Source organism: Aphanizomenon flos-aquae FACHB-1287 (assembly GCF_014698755.1).
Classification (GTDB): Bacteria; Cyanobacteriota; Cyanobacteriia; order Cyanobacteriales; family Nostocaceae; genus Dolichospermum; species Dolichospermum flosaquae.
Genome location: NZ_JACJTO010000016.1, coordinates 25,716 through 42,457 on the forward strand (window position 1 = coordinate 25,716; position 16,742 = coordinate 42,457).

Consider the following 16,742-nt stretch of genomic DNA (forward strand, 5'->3'; position numbering starts at 1 on the left):
TGTTATGAGATCTCCCCAATCTAATCAGTTTGACTACGTAAAAATTGGTATTGCTTCACCCGAACGGATTCGCCAGTGGGGTGAACGTACCTTACCCAATGGCCAGTTGGTGGGTGAGGTAACAAAACCAGAAACGATTAATTACCGGACTCTGAAGCCGGAGATGGATGGTTTATTTTGCGAACGCATATTTGGACCAGCGAAAGATTGGGAATGTCATTGTGGTAAATACAAACGCGTTCGCCATAGAGGCATTGTTTGTGAGCGCTGTGGAGTAGAAGTAACAGAGTCTCGTGTCCGTCGTCACCGAATGGGCTTTATTAAACTAGCTGCACCTGTAGCTCATGTTTGGTACTTGAAAGGGATTCCTAGTTATATTGCGATTCTCTTGGATATGCCCTTGCGAGACGTAGAGCAAATTGTTTATTTCAACTCTTATTGTGTTTTAGCTGCTGGCAATGCGGATACCTTGAGTTATAAACAGTTGCTGAGTGAAGACCAGTGGTTAGAAATTGAGGATGCTATCTACAGTGAAGATTCTCAGTTGGAGGGTGTGGAAGTAGGTATTGGGGCTGAAGCTCTGTTGCGACTGTTAGCGGATATTAAATTAGAAGAAGAGGCGGAAACCTTACGGGAAGAGATTGAGAAGGCTAAAGGTCAAAAACGGGCAAAATTGATTAAACGGTTGCGAGTGATTGATAATTTCATTGCCACTGGGTCACAACCACAATGGATGGTCATGGAGATTATTCCCGTAATTCCCCCTGATTTGCGTCCAATGGTGCAATTGGATGGGGGGAGGTTTGCGACCAGTGACTTAAATGATTTGTATCGGCGGGTGATTAACCGGAATAATCGTTTGGCTAGGCTGCAAGAGATTCTAGCGCCGGAGATTATTGTGCGGAATGAAAAACGGATGTTGCAAGAGGCTGTGGACGCGCTGATAGATAATGGGCGACGGGGTAGGACAGTGGTGGGTGCTAATAACCGTCCACTGAAGTCTTTGTCGGATATTATTGAGGGAAAACAGGGACGGTTTCGACAGAATTTGTTGGGTAAACGGGTGGATTATTCGGGACGGTCGGTGATTGTGGTGGGTCCGAATTTGAGGATTCATCAATGTGGATTACCGAGGGAGATGGCTATTGAGTTATTTCAGCCTTTTGTGATTAATCGCTTGATTCGGTCGGGGATGGTGAATAATATCAAAGCGGCGAAGAAGTTGATTTCTCGTGGTGATCCGAGTGTTTGGGATGTGTTGGAGGAGGTGATTGAGGGGCATCCAGTGATGTTGAACCGAGCGCCGACGTTGCACCGTTTGGGGATTCAGGCTTTTGAGCCGATTTTGGTGGAGGGTAGGGCGATTCAATTGCATCCTTTGGTTTGTCCGGCTTTTAATGCTGATTTTGATGGTGACCAGATGGCGGTTCATGTGCCTTTGTCTTTGGAGAGTCAGGCGGAGGCGCGGTTGTTGATGTTGGCTTCTAATAATATTCTGTCGCCGGCGACTGGTAAGCCGATTGTAACACCGAGTCAGGATATGGTGTTGGGGGCCTATTATTTGACAGCGGAAAACCCTAAAGCGACCTTGGGAGCCGGGAAGTATTTCTCGTCTTTGGATGATGTGATTATGGCTTATGAGGCGAAGCAGGTGGAGTTGCACGCATATATTTATGTGCGTTTTGATGGTGAGGTAGATTCGGGTGTGCCGGATTCTGAGCCGATAGAGGTTATTGAGGATAGGGATGGGTTGGGTAATTTAAGGGGTCGAACTTTGATTTATAAGTTCCGGCGTGTGCGGGAGGATGGTCAGGGAAATTTACTTTCTCAGTACATTTATACGACTCCTGGGCGAGCGATTTATAATAAGGCGATTCAAGAGGCTATAGATGCGTAATTCGTAATTCGTAAGATGGGTAATGGGTGATGGGTGATGGGTAATGGGTGATGGGTGATGGGTAATGGGTGATGGGTGATGGGTAATGGGTAATGGGTGATGGGTAATGGGTAATGGGTGATGGGTAATGGGTGATGGGTAATGGGTGAAAACTTACCAATGACCAATGACCAATGACCAATGACCAATGACCAATGACCAATGACCAATGACCAACAACTGACAACTGACAACTGACAACTGGCAAAATTATGACTAATGTAGTGTTTCGCAATCTTGTGGTAAACAAGGGCAAGTTGAGAGATTTGATTTCTTGGTCTTTTACTCATTATGGAACGGCTAGAACGGCGGTAATGGCGGATAAGCTGAAGGAGTTAGGTTTTCGTTATGCGACGAAGGCGGGGGTATCTATTAGTGTGAATGATTTGATGATTCCGCCTTCTAAGAAGCAGTTGTTGGAGGCGGCGGAAAGAGAAATTTTGGCGACAGAGGAACGATATCAACGGGGAGAGATTACGGAGGTTGAGCGTTTCCAGAAGGTAATTGATACTTGGAATAGTACGTCGGAGGCTCTTAAGGATGAGGTGGTGGAGCATTTCAAAAAAACAGACCCTCTAAATTCTGTATATATGATGGCTTTTTCTGGGGCGCGGGGAAATATTTCCCAGGTACGGCAGTTGGTGGGAATGCGAGGACTTATGGCAGATCCCCAGGGAGAAATTATTGATTTGCCGATTAAAACTAATTTCCGTGAAGGTTTGACGGTTACGGAATATATTATATCTAGTTATGGGGCGCGGAAGGGACTGGTAGATACGGCTTTACGGACGGCGGATTCGGGTTATTTAACTCGGCGGTTGGTGGATGTTTCCCAGGATGTGATTGTTAGGGAGTTTGATTGTGGAACTAGTCGGGGTCTGACGATTGGGGCTATGGTGGAGGGAAATAAGACGTTAATTAAGTTGGCGACTAGGTTGATGGGTAGGGTGGTGGCGGAGGATGTGCTGCATCCAGATACGGGGCAGGTCATTGCTTCAAGAAATACGCCTATAGATGATGATTTGGCTCTGAAAATTCAAAACAGTGGTGTAAAAACGGTAACTGTTCGCAGTCCTTTAACCTGTGAGGCGGCTCGTTCTGTTTGTCAATATTGCTATGGTTGGAGTCTAGCCCATGGGAAGATGGTGGATTTGGGGGAGGCGGTAGGAATTATTGCGGCTCAAAGTATAGGTGAACCGGGTACTCAATTAACTATGCGGACTTTTCATACGGGTGGGGTATTTACTGGGGAGGTGGCTCAACAGGTGCGCTCTAAAATTACGGGAACGGTGAAAATTCCTCGGAAGTTACAAACCCGTCCTTATCGAACACGGCATGGGGAGGATGCTCTGTATGTGGAAGCTAATGGTACGTTAATGATTGAGGGTGATAGGAAGCAGGGAACTGGGGAAGGTCAAGAAATTGCGGTTACTCAAGGTTCAACTCTATACATTCACGATGGACAACAAATATTAGCGGATCATCTGGTGGCGGAGGTGGCTTTAGGTAGTAAAACTACTAGAACAAATACGGAAAAGGCTGTGAAAGATGTGGCTTCGGATTTGGCGGGGGAGGTGAAGTTTGCGGATTTGGTGGCTGAACAAAAAACGGACAGGCAGGGAAATACGACTGTGACGGCTACTAGAGGGGGATTAATTTGGATATTATCAGGAGATGTTTATAATTTACCTCCTGGGGCGGAATTGGTTGTCAAAAATGGAGATGTTGTGGAAACGAATGGGGTGCTGGCGGAAACACAATTAACTACGGTACATGGTGGGGTTGTCCGAATGCAGTCTTCTACGGTAGAAAAGGCGACGAGGGAGGTTGAGGTGATTACGGCTTCTGTGGTGTTGGACCAGGCGGCTGTTACTATGCATGAGTTCCAAGGTCGGAATAGCTATTTGATTACGACGGCTAATAATCAGGAGTTTAATCTGCGGGCAACTCCTGGAACGAAGGTTTTGTCGGGACAGGTGGTGGCGGAGTTGATTGATGACCGTTATCGCACTACTATGGGGGGGGTTTTGAAGTTTGCGGAGGTGGAGGTACAGAAGAAGGGTAAGGCGAAGCTGGGTTATGAGGTGGTGCAGGGAGGAACGCTGTTGTGGATTCCGGAGGAAACTCATGAGGTGAATAAGGATATATCTTTGCTGCTTGTGGAAGATGGTCAGTTTGTGGAGGCGGGTACGGAAATAGTTAAGGATATATTTTGTCAGTCTGGCGGGGTGGTGGAAATAACGCAAAAGAATGATATTTTGCGAGAAATAGTGATTAAGCCGGGGGAGTTGCTGATGGTAGATGATCCTGAATCTGCTATGGCTTTAGACCATTCTTTTTTGCGACCTGGGGAGGAGTTGCTGGGGGTGATGGCGACGGAGCTAAGGTATGTTCAGTATGTGGAAGGTCCTGAAGGGCCGGCGCTGTTGAGTCGTCCTGTGATGGAGTTTCCGGTACGAACTCATCCTGATGTACCTGCTACTACTTCTGTTAGTCAACAGACTGGGCGCTCAATTCAATTGCGGGCTGTACAAAGAATTCCCTACAAGGATTCGGAGCGGGTGAAGTCTGTGGAAGGGGTGGAGTTGCTGCGGACACAGATTGTTTTGGAGATTGATGATGAGACGGAGGGAGAGCATGGATCTTCTCCCCTGGCGGCGGATATAGAGTTAATTTCTGATGGCGAAAATGAGGAGGTTCAAAGGTTACAATTGGTTATTTTGGAGTCTTTGGTGGTTCGTCGGGATATTACTGCGGATGCTACGCAAGGTAGTACACAAACTAGTTTGGAGGTTGGAGATGGTGATACTATTGCGCCTGGATCTGTGGTGGCTCGGACAAAAATTCTCTGTAAGGAGGGGGGGATAGTTAGGGGGGTGCAACAGGGGACGGAAACGGTTCGTCGTTGTCTGGTTTTGCGTCAAAATGATTTGGTGACGGTGGATACTAATTTACGTCCTAATTTGAATAAGGCTGATTTGGTGGTGGAAGGTAGCGAAATTGCGCCTGGGGTTTTGGCGGATGTTTCTGGTGAGGTTGTGGATGTTGTTAGTCTTTTGTCGGTTAATGATGGAGAAGAAGGATTAATAACTGATAAGTGGTGTCATAAGGTTACTTTTCGGGTAGGTCGTCCTTATCGGGTTAGTCCGGGTGCGGTGTTGCAGGTGGAGGATGGAGATCTGGTGCAACGGGGGGATAATCTGGTGTTACTTGTGTTTGAGCGAGCAAAAACAGGGGACATTATTCAAGGATTACCTCGAATAGAGGAGCTTTTGGAGGCCCGGAAACCGAAGGAAGCTTGTATATTGGCTCGTCGTCCTGGTGAGGTGAAGGTGATCTATGGAGACGGAGATGAGATGACATCTATCACTCGTGAGGCCTATTCTATTAAGATTGTTGAAGGTCAAGGTGCTGTGACTGATTATCCTTTGGGACCGGGACAAAATTTAATAGTACCGGATGGAGCTTGTGTATTAGCAGGTCAACCGCTTACGGATGGTCCTTCTAATCCCCATGAGATTTTGGAGATTTTCTTTAGTTTAGGGTCGGAAGATGGAGTTTATGCCTGTGCTAGTCATGCTCTGCAGAAGGTACAAACTTTCTTGGTAAATGAGGTGCAGATGGTGTATCAATCTCAGGGTATTGATATTTCTGATAAACACATTGAGGTAATTGTGCGACAAATGACTAATAAGGTGAGGATTGATGATGGTGGGGATACTACGATGTTGCCGGGTGAATTAGTTGAGTTACGGCAGGTGGAACAGGTGAATGAGGCTATGTCTATTACTGGAGGGGCAAGGGCGGAATATACGCCTATGTTGCTGGGTATTACGAAGGCTTCGTTAAATACGGATAGTTTTATATCTGCTGCTTCTTTCCAAGAAACGACTAGGGTATTAACTGAGGCTGCTATAGAAGGTAAGTCTGATTGGCTGCGGGGCTTAAAGGAAAATGTCATTATTGGGCGTTTGATTCCGGCTGGGACTGGTTACAATACTTATGAGGAGGTGGGGGTAGTTGATGATTATGTGATGGATATGGGTTTTAATGGTATGGGTGATAATCTGCTGGATGAGGTGGATGACCCTTTGGATATGGTTTTGGATGACCGGACGGCAAAACTTTATAATTTGGATGCTCCGGTGATGGGAGATAATAGTTTTCACGGAAAGATGGGAGAACGCTTGGTATTAGATGATGATGATGATGATCTGATTGCTGATGAAATTGGCGACTTTGTGATTGAGGAGGAGGATGATGATTTGGAGGAGGATGATGATGATGATTTTGAGGATGAATAATAAGTAATGGTTGGTGGTGATTGGTGATTGGTCGGTGGTGATTGGTCAGTGGTCAGTGGTCAGTGGTCAGTGGTCAGTGGTGATTGGTAAGTTTTCACTTATCACCCATTACCTATTACCCATTACCTATTACGGGGCATTTTGCCTGCTACATATTTATTTCATAATACCGGGAAGGTCTGTATGACGATGGAGGTCGGGGTGTCAAGTTTGGCTGGTCTTGAATATTATGCTTATATTGATGACTATGGTGAGGTGATGGCGGACTTTGAGGGTAAAATCGGAGTTTATGCTATTTTTAATCAGGATAAGGTTCTTCAATTTGTTGGTTATTCTCGTGATATTTATGTAAGTTTGAAGCAGCATTTGGTTCGTCGGCCTCAATGTTGTTATTGGGTGAAGGTGCAAACTATAGAACGTCCTAACCGTACGGTTTTAGAAGGTATTGAAGATGCTTGGGTGATGGAAAATGGGGATATTTCTATTACTGAAACTATGTTTAAACAGAAATGGACAAATCCTATAGATGTGAGGGATTTAATGACTCTGGAGGAAAAAAATGATTATGAGTATAAGGCTATTGATGATTTAGGGAAAAGCAAGGTTTTAAAGAATGTGGCGCGGCGTGTTGAGGAGGAGATTTTAGCTGTTTTAAGGGAACGGGGAATAAATACTCAAGTTCGCTTTAATCCTAAATTAAAGGAAGGAGGATTGTTAGATTTGAAGTAGTTTTAGTGGTCAGTTAAGGTTAGATGCTTTTAATATTTTCTCTATCATTTGATTAGCTTGAGAATAATAACTACCACTGAATAAATTAAAGTGATTCAAAATATGATAGAGATTATATAATGTTTTGCGTGTTTCATATCCCTTATCTAAGGGAAATACTTCTTGATAATTTTGATAAAATGTTGGCGGAAAACCTCCAAATAATTCGGTCATGGCAATATCAACTTCTCTATCTCCAAAATAAGTGGCAGGATCAAAAATAACTGGTTCATTTTCAATGGTAAAGCTTACATTTCCTCTCCATAAGTCTCCATGAACTAAGGAAGGTTGAATTTGATAATTTAGGAATAATTGGGGAATAGCTGCTAGTAGTTTAGCTGAGTGGGGAAATTTTCCACCGCGTTTTTTTGCTAGTTGAAATTGATAGTTTAAACGATTTTGAGTATAAAATTCTGTCCAGGAGGAGTGAAAGTTATTGATTTGGGGTGTAGAACCGATGGTGTTATTTATATTCCAGCCAAAACCTTTGTTGGTGGTAATTTTGTGCATGGCTGCTATTTTCCGTCCCAGTTCTGTCCAGGATTTATGATTACCATTGGTCATTTCTAGCCATTCTAATACAATATAGCTAGAAGTTTCTGTAATTCCCCAACAAATTGCTTTAGGAGAGCGGATAGTTTTGGACTGATAGATTTGTTGTAAACCGAGGATTTCTGCTGCAAACATTGACCCTTGGGAAGGAAGGTTTTGTTTAATAAAGTAGGTGATTTTACTATTACTAATGGCATAACTTTGGTTAATACATCCACCACTGATGGATAAATGTTGATTACTGACAAATTTCTCGCCAGTAATTTGACTAATGTGGTTATCAATTTCTTGCCAAATCATAGTTCGTTAATTGTTGAGAATGGATTAGCGATGACTAGGCAGGTTTAACAATGACAATACCATAGGCATCGGGGGAAAGATAGTTTTTGACTGCTTGGATTAAGTCAGTTGCGGTGATAGATTGGATGTGTTGGGGATAATTAAAAGCTGGTTTTAAATCACCAATTAATGATTGATAATAACCATATAATCCAGCGCGATCGCTTGGTGTTTCGTTCCCAAATATAAACTGATTAGCTATACGTTGTTGAATACGACTAATTTCTGATTCTTTGACGATTTCTGTGTATAAGATGTGAAGATGTTGAGCGATCGCTTTTTCTACGGTGGCTATATTTTCTAGGTTACATTTGGCGGAAATTGAAAATACACCTTGTAATAAGTTACTCATGTTACTAACAGAAATTGAGGAAACTAATTCTTGTTGTTCCCGTAGGTCTTGAACTAATCTAGATGTTCTTCCGTGTCCTAAAATTCCAGCTATGATATCAAGTGCATAGGTTTGATCTAATTTGATTAATCCAGGGACTCGCCAAACCATGACTAGTCTTGCTTGTTGGAGTGTTTGGTCAATAATTTCCTGACGGACTATTTCTGTAAATGGAGGTTCAGGGGTTGGGGCTATTGGTGTTGGTTTGTTGGGTGGTTGTTGGTAATTTTTATTAAATTCTGTGGCGATAATTTCTACTAATTCTTCTACTGGTAAATTACCGACAGCGACGGCTGTAATTGATTGGGGTTGATACCAATGGGTGTGAAAATCTCGCATTTGTTGGGGTTGAATTTGAGAAATGATTGATTCAGAACCTAGGACTGGACGACGATAGGGTAAATAATCAAAGGCGGTTTCCATGATATGACGATAAATCCGTCTTCTGGGGTTATCTTGAGAACGTCTAATTTCTTCTAAAACTACTAATCGTTCGCGTTCAAAAGCATCATGGGGAATACTAGGATTACAGACAACATCTATTTGTAATGGTGCTAGTTCGGCAAAATCTTGAGGTGCGGTTGTGATGTAATAGTGGGTATAATCTTGGCTAGTGGCGGCATTGGTGAGTGCGCCACGTTCTTCAATGCGACGTTCAAATTCACCACTAATGAGTTTTTTTGTACCTTTGAAAACAATATGTTCTAAAAAGTGAGCCATACCATTGATAGTATCAGCTTCCATTGCTGAACCTGTTTTTACCCACAGGTTGAGATTAACTGCGTCTATTGGCATTTGTTCGACAATAATGGTTAAACCGTTGGGTATATGGTGTACTGTGGGTGTATTGAGACGCGGAAGTTTCAGCAGAGTTGATGTCATTGGAAAAGGATAGTTTCAGCTATGTTACTTTTTCTATATTACAACTTTCTTGATGGTGTAAACCTTTTCATCTATAAACTGTTAGTATTTAGGGGCAGACATGGCGACAAACAAGGCTGAAAATAAGATAGTGTAAAGAATATAACGATTTTTTCAAACACCCTCTAACAATAATAAATAACAATATCCCCATTCTTTAAATAAGTTGGGGATATAGATATTAGATGAAAATGACTAATTACTAGTTCCCAAATCCCTTACCTTTAGTGCTAGAAGGAAGACAAATACAGTTTTCTAACTGTTGAAGTAAGATTTCACTATCTAGATTTTGACCAATTAACACTAATTGATTTTTCTTGTCACCTTTCCATTGATCATCATCAATAGTGAAGCGTTTACCGCAAAGGTGGAAAATGTGACGTTGAGGACTTTCATCAAACCACATAATCCCCTTAGCACGGAAGACATTTATGGGTAATTGGTTATCTAAAAAATGTTGAAACTTTCTAATGGAAAAAGGTTTATCACTTTGGAAAGAAATAGAGATAAAACCATCATTTTCTAAATGATTAGAATGGTGATGATGTTCATGATCATGGTGGTCATGTCCACAGGTAGAATGATCATGATCATCATGATGTTCGTGACCACAATTAGAATGATCATGATCATCATGATCATGATGTTCCTCTGTATGGGAATCAAAATATTTATCAGATGCAAATAAACCAACACTGAGAATTAAAGGAAGTGGAACTTGAGATTTTGTAGTCCGAATTATCCGCGAGCCTTCTTTAATATTATTAATTTTTTTCTCCACTTCCTGTAAAGTGGTTTCATCAACTAAATCTGTCTTATTGAGAATAATGACATCACCATAAGTAATTTGACTCAAAGCTGCTTCAGAATTGAATAAATCCAAGCTATAATTTGCAGCATCAACTACAGTAATAATAGAATCTAACCTGGTTAGATCTCGCAATTCTGAACCCAAAAATGTCATAGCTACAGGTAAAGGGTCTGCTAAACCAGTGGTTTCTACGACTAAATAATCTAACTTTTCTTCTCTTTCTAAAACCTTGTAAACAGCATCAACTAAGTCATTATTAATGGTACAACAAATACAACCGTTGCTTAATTCCACCATATTTTCATCTGTGGAAACAACCAATTCATTATCAATACCAATTTCCCCAAATTCATTCACTAAAACAGCAGTTTTCACACCTTGCTGATTTGTGAGAATATGATTGAGTAAAGTCGTTTTACCACTACCGAGGAAACCTGTAATAATGGTAACTGGTAAACCTTGTTTGGCAACTTCCATGATGTGAGACTCGGAATTAACTGTGGTTTGCATAATTATGAAGTAGGATTTTGGTGTGTTTTTAATTTTATCTTGATTTTAGCTACTCGACATTAGAGTAACATATTTATATTCCAGCTTGAAAAATTTGATTAGCAGTGAGGGTAAGTTCCGGGAAAGTACGCGAAACTATAGTTTGATTTTCTCTAAATTGACTCACTTGATATTCCCCATTAATTAAATCATAGATAGAAATAGTTGGTTGTTTGGGATTTCCTATATAGGGAGTTCCACCTAAAGCTAAATAATCAACAATCCAATATTCAGGAATACCAATTTCTTCATAATCTTTAACTTTACTCAAATAATCAACACGCCAATTTGTACTCACAACTTCAATAACTAATGGAATTGATGCGCCTTGAGTAACTGTAGATTGTTTTTTCCATAATGGCTCATTAATTAAATTAGATGGATTGAGTAGTAAAACATCTGGTGAGTAACCAGATTCATTATCAGGAGGTTTAACCAACACAGTTTTTGCTATTCCATAGGATAATCCTAAACGTTCTGATTCTGAGTTTATTTTTCTATTCAAAAAAATGATAATCCACTCATGATCGCCTAAAGGTTGATTCATTTCAATAATTACTCCATGATGTAATTCATAATACTTTCCTTCTGGTTTCCATTGGACAAATTCCTCAAAAGTTACTGATTTAGTTTTCGGTAATGCTTGAATCATACTTTACCTCCAGGTGTTGACAAAATTACCAAGTATTGCTAACAATAATTATAGCCAATTATTAGCTACCAAAATTTTCATTTACGTCATTGTCATCAACTTGCGTTATCATTGTTTATCGTCAGATTGCCTTATTCCTCTATTATGACCCTATCTATTTACAATACCCTCACCCGTCGTCAAGAACAATTTACCACCGTTGAACCTGGCAAAGTTAAGATGTATTATTGCGGTGTGACAGTTTATGATTACTGCCATTTGGGTCATGCTAGAGCTTGTATTGTTTGGGATGTAGTGCGTCGTTACCTTCAGTTTATTGGCTATGACGTGCGCTATATCCAAAATTTTACGGATATTGATGATAAAATTCTCAAACGAGCCAGAGAAGAAAATTCTTCCATGGAAGTTGTCGCAGAAAAATATATTCAAGCATATTTTGAGGATATGTCGCGGTTGGGAATTAAAGAAGCTGATGAATACCCCCGCGCTACACATACAATGAATGGTATTCAAAAATTAATTCACGATTTAGAACATAAAGGTTTTGCTTATCCGTCTGGTGGTGATGTCTATTATGCAGTTCAGAATTTTGCCGAATATGGTAAACTTTCGGGACGGAAATTAGAGGATATGCAAGCCGGCGCAAGTGAACGGGTAAACATCGAAGACACAGAATATCAAAAGAAGAAATACCCCTTTGATTTTGCCCTATGGAAGGCTGCAAAATCTGGTGAACCAGCGTGGGAGTCTCCGTGGGGAAAAGGCCGCCCAGGATGGCATATAGAATGCTCCGCCATGGTACGCGATCGCTTAGGTGATACCATAGATATTCATGCTGGTGGTGCTGACTTAATTTTCCCCCACCATGAAAACGAAATTGCTCAATCTGAAGCCGTTACTGGTAAACCATTAGCCAACTATTGGTTACACAACGGCATGGTAAAAGTAGATGGGGAAAAAATGTCCAAATCCTTGGGTAATTTTATCACCATTCGTCAATTATTAGATCGGGGTGTAGACCCCATGGCTGTGCGTTTATTTGTAATGATGGCACAATATCGCAAACCCATAGATTTTACCGATGATGCCATATTAGCAGCAACCAATGGCTGGCATACGATCAAAGAAGGTTTATTATTTGGACATCAACATAGTAAAAAACTAGGCTGGGATGAATCTAAACTAATTCAAAATTCCAAATCTAAAATCCAAAATTCCGAGATTGAGAGATTTAAAGAAGCAGTCAATGATGATTTTAACTTCCCTGGTGGATTAACAATAATTTTTGAATTAGCCAAAGAACTAAATCGGGAAGGAAATATAATTGTTCATCAAGGAAGAACAGAAACCCCAGCAGATGAATTACTTAAAAAATGGCAAACCCTAATTACATTAGCAGAAGTTTTAGGATTAACCGCCAAACCAGAACCAGAAACTTCTCAACAAGATAGTTTAAGCGATATTTATATTGAAGAACTAATTCAACAAAGACAAGAAGCAAGAAAAAACAAAAACTTCGCCGAATCAGATAGAATTCGCAATGAACTATTAACAAAAGGCATCACCTTAATAGATAGCAAAGAAAGCACACGTTGGCATAGAAATTAACTAATAATTACGATAATTAGACCAGGACTGACGCGAAACAAAACATCTCTGAAACTCTTCCTCTCCGTGTCCTCTGCGCCTCTGTGGTTCGTTATTCCGTAACTTGTGCCTGATTTATATAGATGTAAAAAGAAACTCTCAACCTTTAATTAACACCATGTGGAAACAATTAACAACCGCAATTTCTGATTTAAACATTCCCGCAGATTGGGTAGGAATTAGAGCCGTAAAAACCACCTCCACACATCATGCTGTGCGTGATGGTTTACCCCAAAATAATGGTAAATCATTAAATATGGGAGCGATGATCGAAGTCATAGTTGATGGTTGTTTAGGCTATGCTGCTACTAATTCCTTACATATTTCCAGTTTACAAAATGCGGCGGAAATCGCCTATAAACAGGCATTAGTAGCTAGTAAATGGTGGATATATCCAGTTAGTGAAAATACCCGTCCTCAAGTAGTTGGTGAATATAAATCAGCATTTTTAGAGCCATTTAATGCTATTAGTCCCGGAGAAATCAACGATTTACTGATTCAGATTTGTGAGAAACTGAAAATTAACGATAAAATCATTCAAACTACAGCCGCAGTCAACACAGATCAAAAAGAAACTTGGTTTGTGAGTAGTAATGGTTCAGAAATATATCAGCATATTCTATCTCTTAGTCATCATTTTGGAGCTATTGCTCAAGATGGTACAATTGTCCAACAACGCACCAACAATGGTGCTTACGCTAACTCCTATCAAGGTGGTTGGGAACTGTTTAAACAAGATAATTTATGGCATCAAGTTCAACAAGTTGGTGAACAGGTATTAGAATTATTAACAGCAGCAGAATGTCCAAATACTCGGACTAATTTAGTTTTAGCACCAGATCAAATGATGCTACAAATTCATGAAAGTATCGGACATCCTTTAGAAATTGACCGCATTTTAGGAGATGAACGCAACTATGCTGGAGGTAGTTTTGTCACCAAAGATGATTTTGGTAAATTAGAATATGGTTCACCGCTCATGAATATCACCTTTGATCCTACAGTACCAGGTGAATTTGCCAGTTATAGTTTTGATGATAACGGTGCAGTAGCTACCAAAGAATTTATTATTAAAAAAGGGATTTTACAACGAGGTTTAGGTAGTTTAGAAAGTCAAACCAGAGCAAATTTACCCGGTGTTGCTTGTGCGCGGGCTTCTTCCTGGAATCGTCCTCCCATAGACAGAATGGCCAACTTAAATTTAGAACCAGGAACAGCTACTTTTGAGGAAATTATCTCAGGAATAGACCATGGAATTTACATGGAATCTAACCGTTCTTGGTCAATAGATGATCAACGTTATAAATTTCAATTTGGTTGTGAATATGCAAGATTAATTGAAAATGGTAAACTTACCAAAACCCTCCGGAATCCTAATTATCGCGCTACTACACCAGAATTTTGGCATAGTTTAATTCAAGTTGGAGATAATAGCAATTGGCAAATTTATGGAGCGCCTAATTGCGGCAAAGGAGAACCAAATCAAATGATTTTTGTAGGCCATGGTTCACCAGTTTGTGCATTTGCAAATATTGAGGTTTTTGGTGGTGGTTAATGAATTTTCCGCTTTAGGTTCTGGTGAGTTAAAGTAGGTTGGGTTAAGCAACAGCGCAACCCAACAGAAAGAAATATATTGATCTTGAATTAATGCTACAATAAAAAAGTAACTACTTGAGGCCATATCAATATGATCATTGCTCAAGAATTAGAATCACAACAAGACATCTCCGCAGATGTAATATTTCCTCCTAGTGATTTATATAGTGATGAACCTCCCGTGGAAACTGAACTACATCTACGACAAATAATTTTACTTTTCAAATGTTTAGAATGGTTATGGAAAGATAGAACAAATTTCTATGCTGCGGGAAATTTGACTATTTACTATAGTCCTAATCAGAAAAAATCACAATTTTTCCGAGGTCCTGATTTTTTTGTTGTCTTGGAAACTGAACGCAAAACCCGCAAAAGTTGGGTAGTTTGGGAAGAAGACGGTAAATACCCTAATTTCATTTTAGAAATTCTTTCACCCAGTACAGCTAATACTGATAGAGAATTTAAAAAAGAACTTTACCAAAATACTTTCCGCACACCAGATTACTTTTGGTTTGATCCTTATACATTAGAATTTGCAGGTTTTCATTTAATAGATAATAAATATCAACCTTTAGAACCCAATAAACAAGGATATTTATGGAGTGAACAGTTAGGGTTATATTTAGGAATTAATCAAGGACTATTAAGGTATTTTACCCCAGCAGGAGAGTTAGTGCCGACACCAGAAGAAACCGCAGAAGAGGAAACTAAAAAAACAGCAATACAAGTGCAAAGAGCAGAAATACAATCCCAAAGAGCAGAAATAGAATCCCAAAGAGCAGAATGGGAAGCTAGAAGATCAGAACGTTTAGCAGCAAAATTGCGAGAACTAAATATTGACCCAGATACAATTTAATTTAAAAAATGAAACCAGAAGAATTATCAACCCTAGAAAAAACTTTTAATCAACTTGTGGAAACTCTGCTGATTAAAAAAGCAGAAAATGAACATTTTACAGTGAGACTTAGCAGCGAAAGCAGTCAATTTACTCGCTTTAATTCTGCTAAAGTTAGACAAACAGGTTATGTTCAAGACGGTTCGATTCAATTGACCTTAATGGCCAATCAACGTAGTAGTTTTCGTCAATTTTCCTTTACTGGAAATTGGGATATAGATTGGGAATTAGCTTATACAGCTTTACAAGAATTACGTCATGAATTGCCTTTATTACCAATTGATCCTTATTTAGTGATACCATCAGGAAATAATATCAGTCGAGAAGTTAATACTGGTAAATTACTGACTCCAGAAATATTAGTTCCCAGTATTCTCGAAACCGTTGCTAATTTAGATTTTACCGGAATGTATGCTGGAGGAATTGTCATTAGAGGTTATGGTGATTCTAGTGAACAAAAACATTGGTTTGTCACTGATTCATTTAATTTAGATTATTCCTTATTTATGACATCAGCACAAGCTGTTAAAGGAACTTTTGCCGGTAGTGAGTGGAATGAAACTGCTTATTTAGCTAAAATAAATGATGGAAAAAAGCAGTTAGAAATGCTATCTCGTCCAGTTAAAGAATTACCCAAAGGACAATATAAAACCTATTTTGCTCCCGCTGCGGTAGCTGATTTATTAGGTATGCTTTCCTGGGGTGCTATTAGTGAAGCGGATATCCAACAAGGTAATAGCGCCTTAGCTGCTTTATCACGTCAAGAAAAACAACTTTCCCCAAAATTTACTTTAAGAGAAAATTTTCAAAGTGGTTTAGTTCCCAGATTTAATAATTTAGGAGAAATAGCTGTACCGGAATTAACTTTAATTGAAAAAGGTATTTTAATTAATAGCTTAGTTAATTCTCGCACTGCGAAGGAATATAATAAACCCGCTAATGGTGCAAATAGTTCAGAAACATTACGTTCTCCAGACATTAGCCTTGGTAATTTGACATTTGAGGATATTTTACCAAATTTAGATACAGGGTTATATATTTCTAATTTACACTATTTAAATTGGAGCGATCGCCCATCTGGTAGAATTACAGGTATGACTCGTTATGCTTGCTTTTGGGTGGAAAACGGGGAAATTATTGCTCCCATTGCCAATCTGCGTTTTGATGAAAGTCTCTATCGCTTTTGGGGAGCAGAAAATCTCATTGACTTCACCAACAGTTCAGAATTTATTCCCGAAGTGGGAACTTACGAAAGTAGACAATTAGGAGGTAGTTTAGTTCCCGGTATGTTGGTAAATGATTTCACCTATACCTTATAAATCTTAGTTGTGTACCAGTAAAAAATAGGTGACAGAAAACCAGAATCAGTCACCCATTGGCC

12 protein-coding genes are annotated in these 16,742 nt (G+C 39.9%); 7 read left to right on the plus strand and 5 right to left on the minus strand.

What is annotated here, in order from left to right; all coding sequences use genetic code 11:
* Positions 1-4 precede the first annotated feature (4 nt).
* The gene (locus tag H6G44_RS09665) at positions 5-1,897 is read left to right on the plus strand and encodes a DNA-directed RNA polymerase subunit gamma (RefSeq protein ID WP_190386350.1); all 1,893 of its coding nucleotides are present in this window, start codon (positions 5-7) and stop codon (positions 1,895-1,897) included.
* Here H6G44_RS09665 and H6G44_RS09670 read toward each other — a convergent pair.
* On the minus strand, positions 1,876-2,130 hold the full coding sequence (locus H6G44_RS09670; protein ID WP_242031703.1) for a hypothetical protein: 255 nt from the start codon (positions 2,128-2,130) through the stop codon (positions 1,876-1,878). The two genes, H6G44_RS09665 and H6G44_RS09670, sit on opposite strands and share 22 nt — an antisense overlap.
* Positions 2,131-2,148: 18 nt before the next feature.
* Between H6G44_RS09670 and H6G44_RS09675 the strand changes: the two genes are divergently transcribed.
* Positions 2,149-6,240 carry a DNA-directed RNA polymerase subunit beta'' gene (locus tag H6G44_RS09675; RefSeq protein WP_190386351.1) on the plus strand — a complete coding sequence of 1,364 codons (4,092 nt, stop codon included), beginning with the start codon at positions 2,149-2,151 and terminating at the stop codon, positions 6,238-6,240.
* Between the two features lie 183 nt (positions 6,241-6,423).
* On the plus strand, positions 6,424-6,969 hold the full coding sequence (locus H6G44_RS09680; RefSeq protein WP_190386352.1) for a GIY-YIG nuclease family protein: 546 nt from the start codon (positions 6,424-6,426) through the stop codon (positions 6,967-6,969).
* A 9-nt stretch (positions 6,970-6,978) separates the two neighbouring features.
* Here the strand turns inward: H6G44_RS09680 and H6G44_RS09685 are convergent, their stop codons facing one another.
* The 4 genes from H6G44_RS09685 to H6G44_RS09700 form a co-directional block, all read right to left on the minus strand.
* The gene (locus tag H6G44_RS09685) at positions 6,979-7,860 is read right to left on the minus strand and encodes a fructosamine kinase family protein (RefSeq protein WP_190386353.1); all 882 of its coding nucleotides are present in this window, start codon (positions 7,858-7,860) and stop codon (positions 6,979-6,981) included.
* Between the two features lie 34 nt (positions 7,861-7,894).
* A complete protein-coding gene (locus tag H6G44_RS09690) occupies positions 7,895-9,172 on the minus strand; it encodes a M16 family metallopeptidase (RefSeq protein WP_190386354.1) in 1,278 nt (425 codons plus the stop codon).
* Positions 9,173-9,413: 241 nt separating this feature from the next.
* The gene (locus H6G44_RS09695) at positions 9,414-10,532 is read right to left on the minus strand and encodes a CobW family GTP-binding protein (protein WP_190386355.1); all 1,119 of its coding nucleotides are present in this window, start codon (positions 10,530-10,532) and stop codon (positions 9,414-9,416) included.
* A 73-nt stretch (positions 10,533-10,605) separates the two neighbouring features.
* Positions 10,606-11,223: a Uma2 family endonuclease gene (locus H6G44_RS09700; protein WP_190386356.1), complete on the minus strand. Its 618-nt coding sequence runs from the start codon at positions 11,221-11,223 to the stop codon at positions 10,606-10,608.
* Between the two features lie 144 nt (positions 11,224-11,367).
* On the opposite strand from H6G44_RS09700, the gene cysS reads away from it, so the two are divergent.
* The 4 genes from cysS (at position 11,368) to H6G44_RS09720 (ending at position 16,680) form a co-directional block, all read left to right on the plus strand.
* The gene (cysS, locus tag H6G44_RS09705) at positions 11,368-12,831 is read left to right on the plus strand and encodes a cysteine--tRNA ligase (protein ID WP_190386357.1); all 1,464 of its coding nucleotides are present in this window, start codon (positions 11,368-11,370) and stop codon (positions 12,829-12,831) included.
* Positions 12,832-12,988: 157 nt separating this feature from the next.
* Positions 12,989-14,425 carry a TldD/PmbA family protein gene (locus tag H6G44_RS09710; protein WP_190386358.1) on the plus strand — a complete coding sequence of 479 codons (1,437 nt, stop codon included), beginning with the start codon at positions 12,989-12,991 and terminating at the stop codon, positions 14,423-14,425.
* Positions 14,426-14,557: 132 nt separating this feature from the next.
* On the plus strand, positions 14,558-15,322 hold the full coding sequence (locus tag H6G44_RS09715; protein ID WP_168652275.1) for a Uma2 family endonuclease: 765 nt from the start codon (positions 14,558-14,560) through the stop codon (positions 15,320-15,322).
* Between the two features lie 8 nt (positions 15,323-15,330).
* Positions 15,331-16,680: a TldD/PmbA family protein gene (locus tag H6G44_RS09720; RefSeq protein WP_190386359.1), complete on the plus strand. Its 1,350-nt coding sequence runs from the start codon at positions 15,331-15,333 to the stop codon at positions 16,678-16,680.
* Positions 16,681-16,742: the final 62 nt, after the last annotated feature.

Excerpts from the sequence above, each read along its gene's own strand:
- H6G44_RS09665 (WP_190386350.1), top strand. The coding sequence starts at position 5 with ATGAGATCTCCCCAATCTAATCAGTTTGACTACGTAAAAATTGGTATT.
- H6G44_RS09675 (WP_190386351.1), top strand. The coding sequence starts at position 2,149 with ATGACTAATGTAGTGTTTCGCAATCTTGTGGTAAACAAGGGCAAGTTG.
- H6G44_RS09680 (WP_190386352.1), top strand. The coding sequence starts at position 6,424 with ATGACGATGGAGGTCGGGGTGTCAAGTTTGGCTGGTCTTGAATATTAT.
- H6G44_RS09685 (WP_190386353.1), bottom strand. The coding sequence starts at position 7,860 with ATGATTTGGCAAGAAATTGATAACCACATTAGTCAAATTACTGGCGAG.
- H6G44_RS09690 (WP_190386354.1), bottom strand. The coding sequence starts at position 9,172 with ATGACATCAACTCTGCTGAAACTTCCGCGTCTCAATACACCCACAGTA.
- H6G44_RS09695 (WP_190386355.1), bottom strand. The coding sequence starts at position 10,532 with ATGCAAACCACAGTTAATTCCGAGTCTCACATCATGGAAGTTGCCAAA.
- H6G44_RS09700 (WP_190386356.1), bottom strand. The coding sequence starts at position 11,223 with ATGATTCAAGCATTACCGAAAACTAAATCAGTAACTTTTGAGGAATTT.
- cysS (WP_190386357.1), top strand. The coding sequence starts at position 11,368 with ATGACCCTATCTATTTACAATACCCTCACCCGTCGTCAAGAACAATTT.
- H6G44_RS09710 (WP_190386358.1), top strand. The coding sequence starts at position 12,989 with ATGTGGAAACAATTAACAACCGCAATTTCTGATTTAAACATTCCCGCA.
- H6G44_RS09715 (WP_168652275.1), top strand. The coding sequence starts at position 14,558 with ATGATCATTGCTCAAGAATTAGAATCACAACAAGACATCTCCGCAGAT.
- H6G44_RS09720 (WP_190386359.1), top strand. The coding sequence starts at position 15,331 with ATGAAACCAGAAGAATTATCAACCCTAGAAAAAACTTTTAATCAACTT.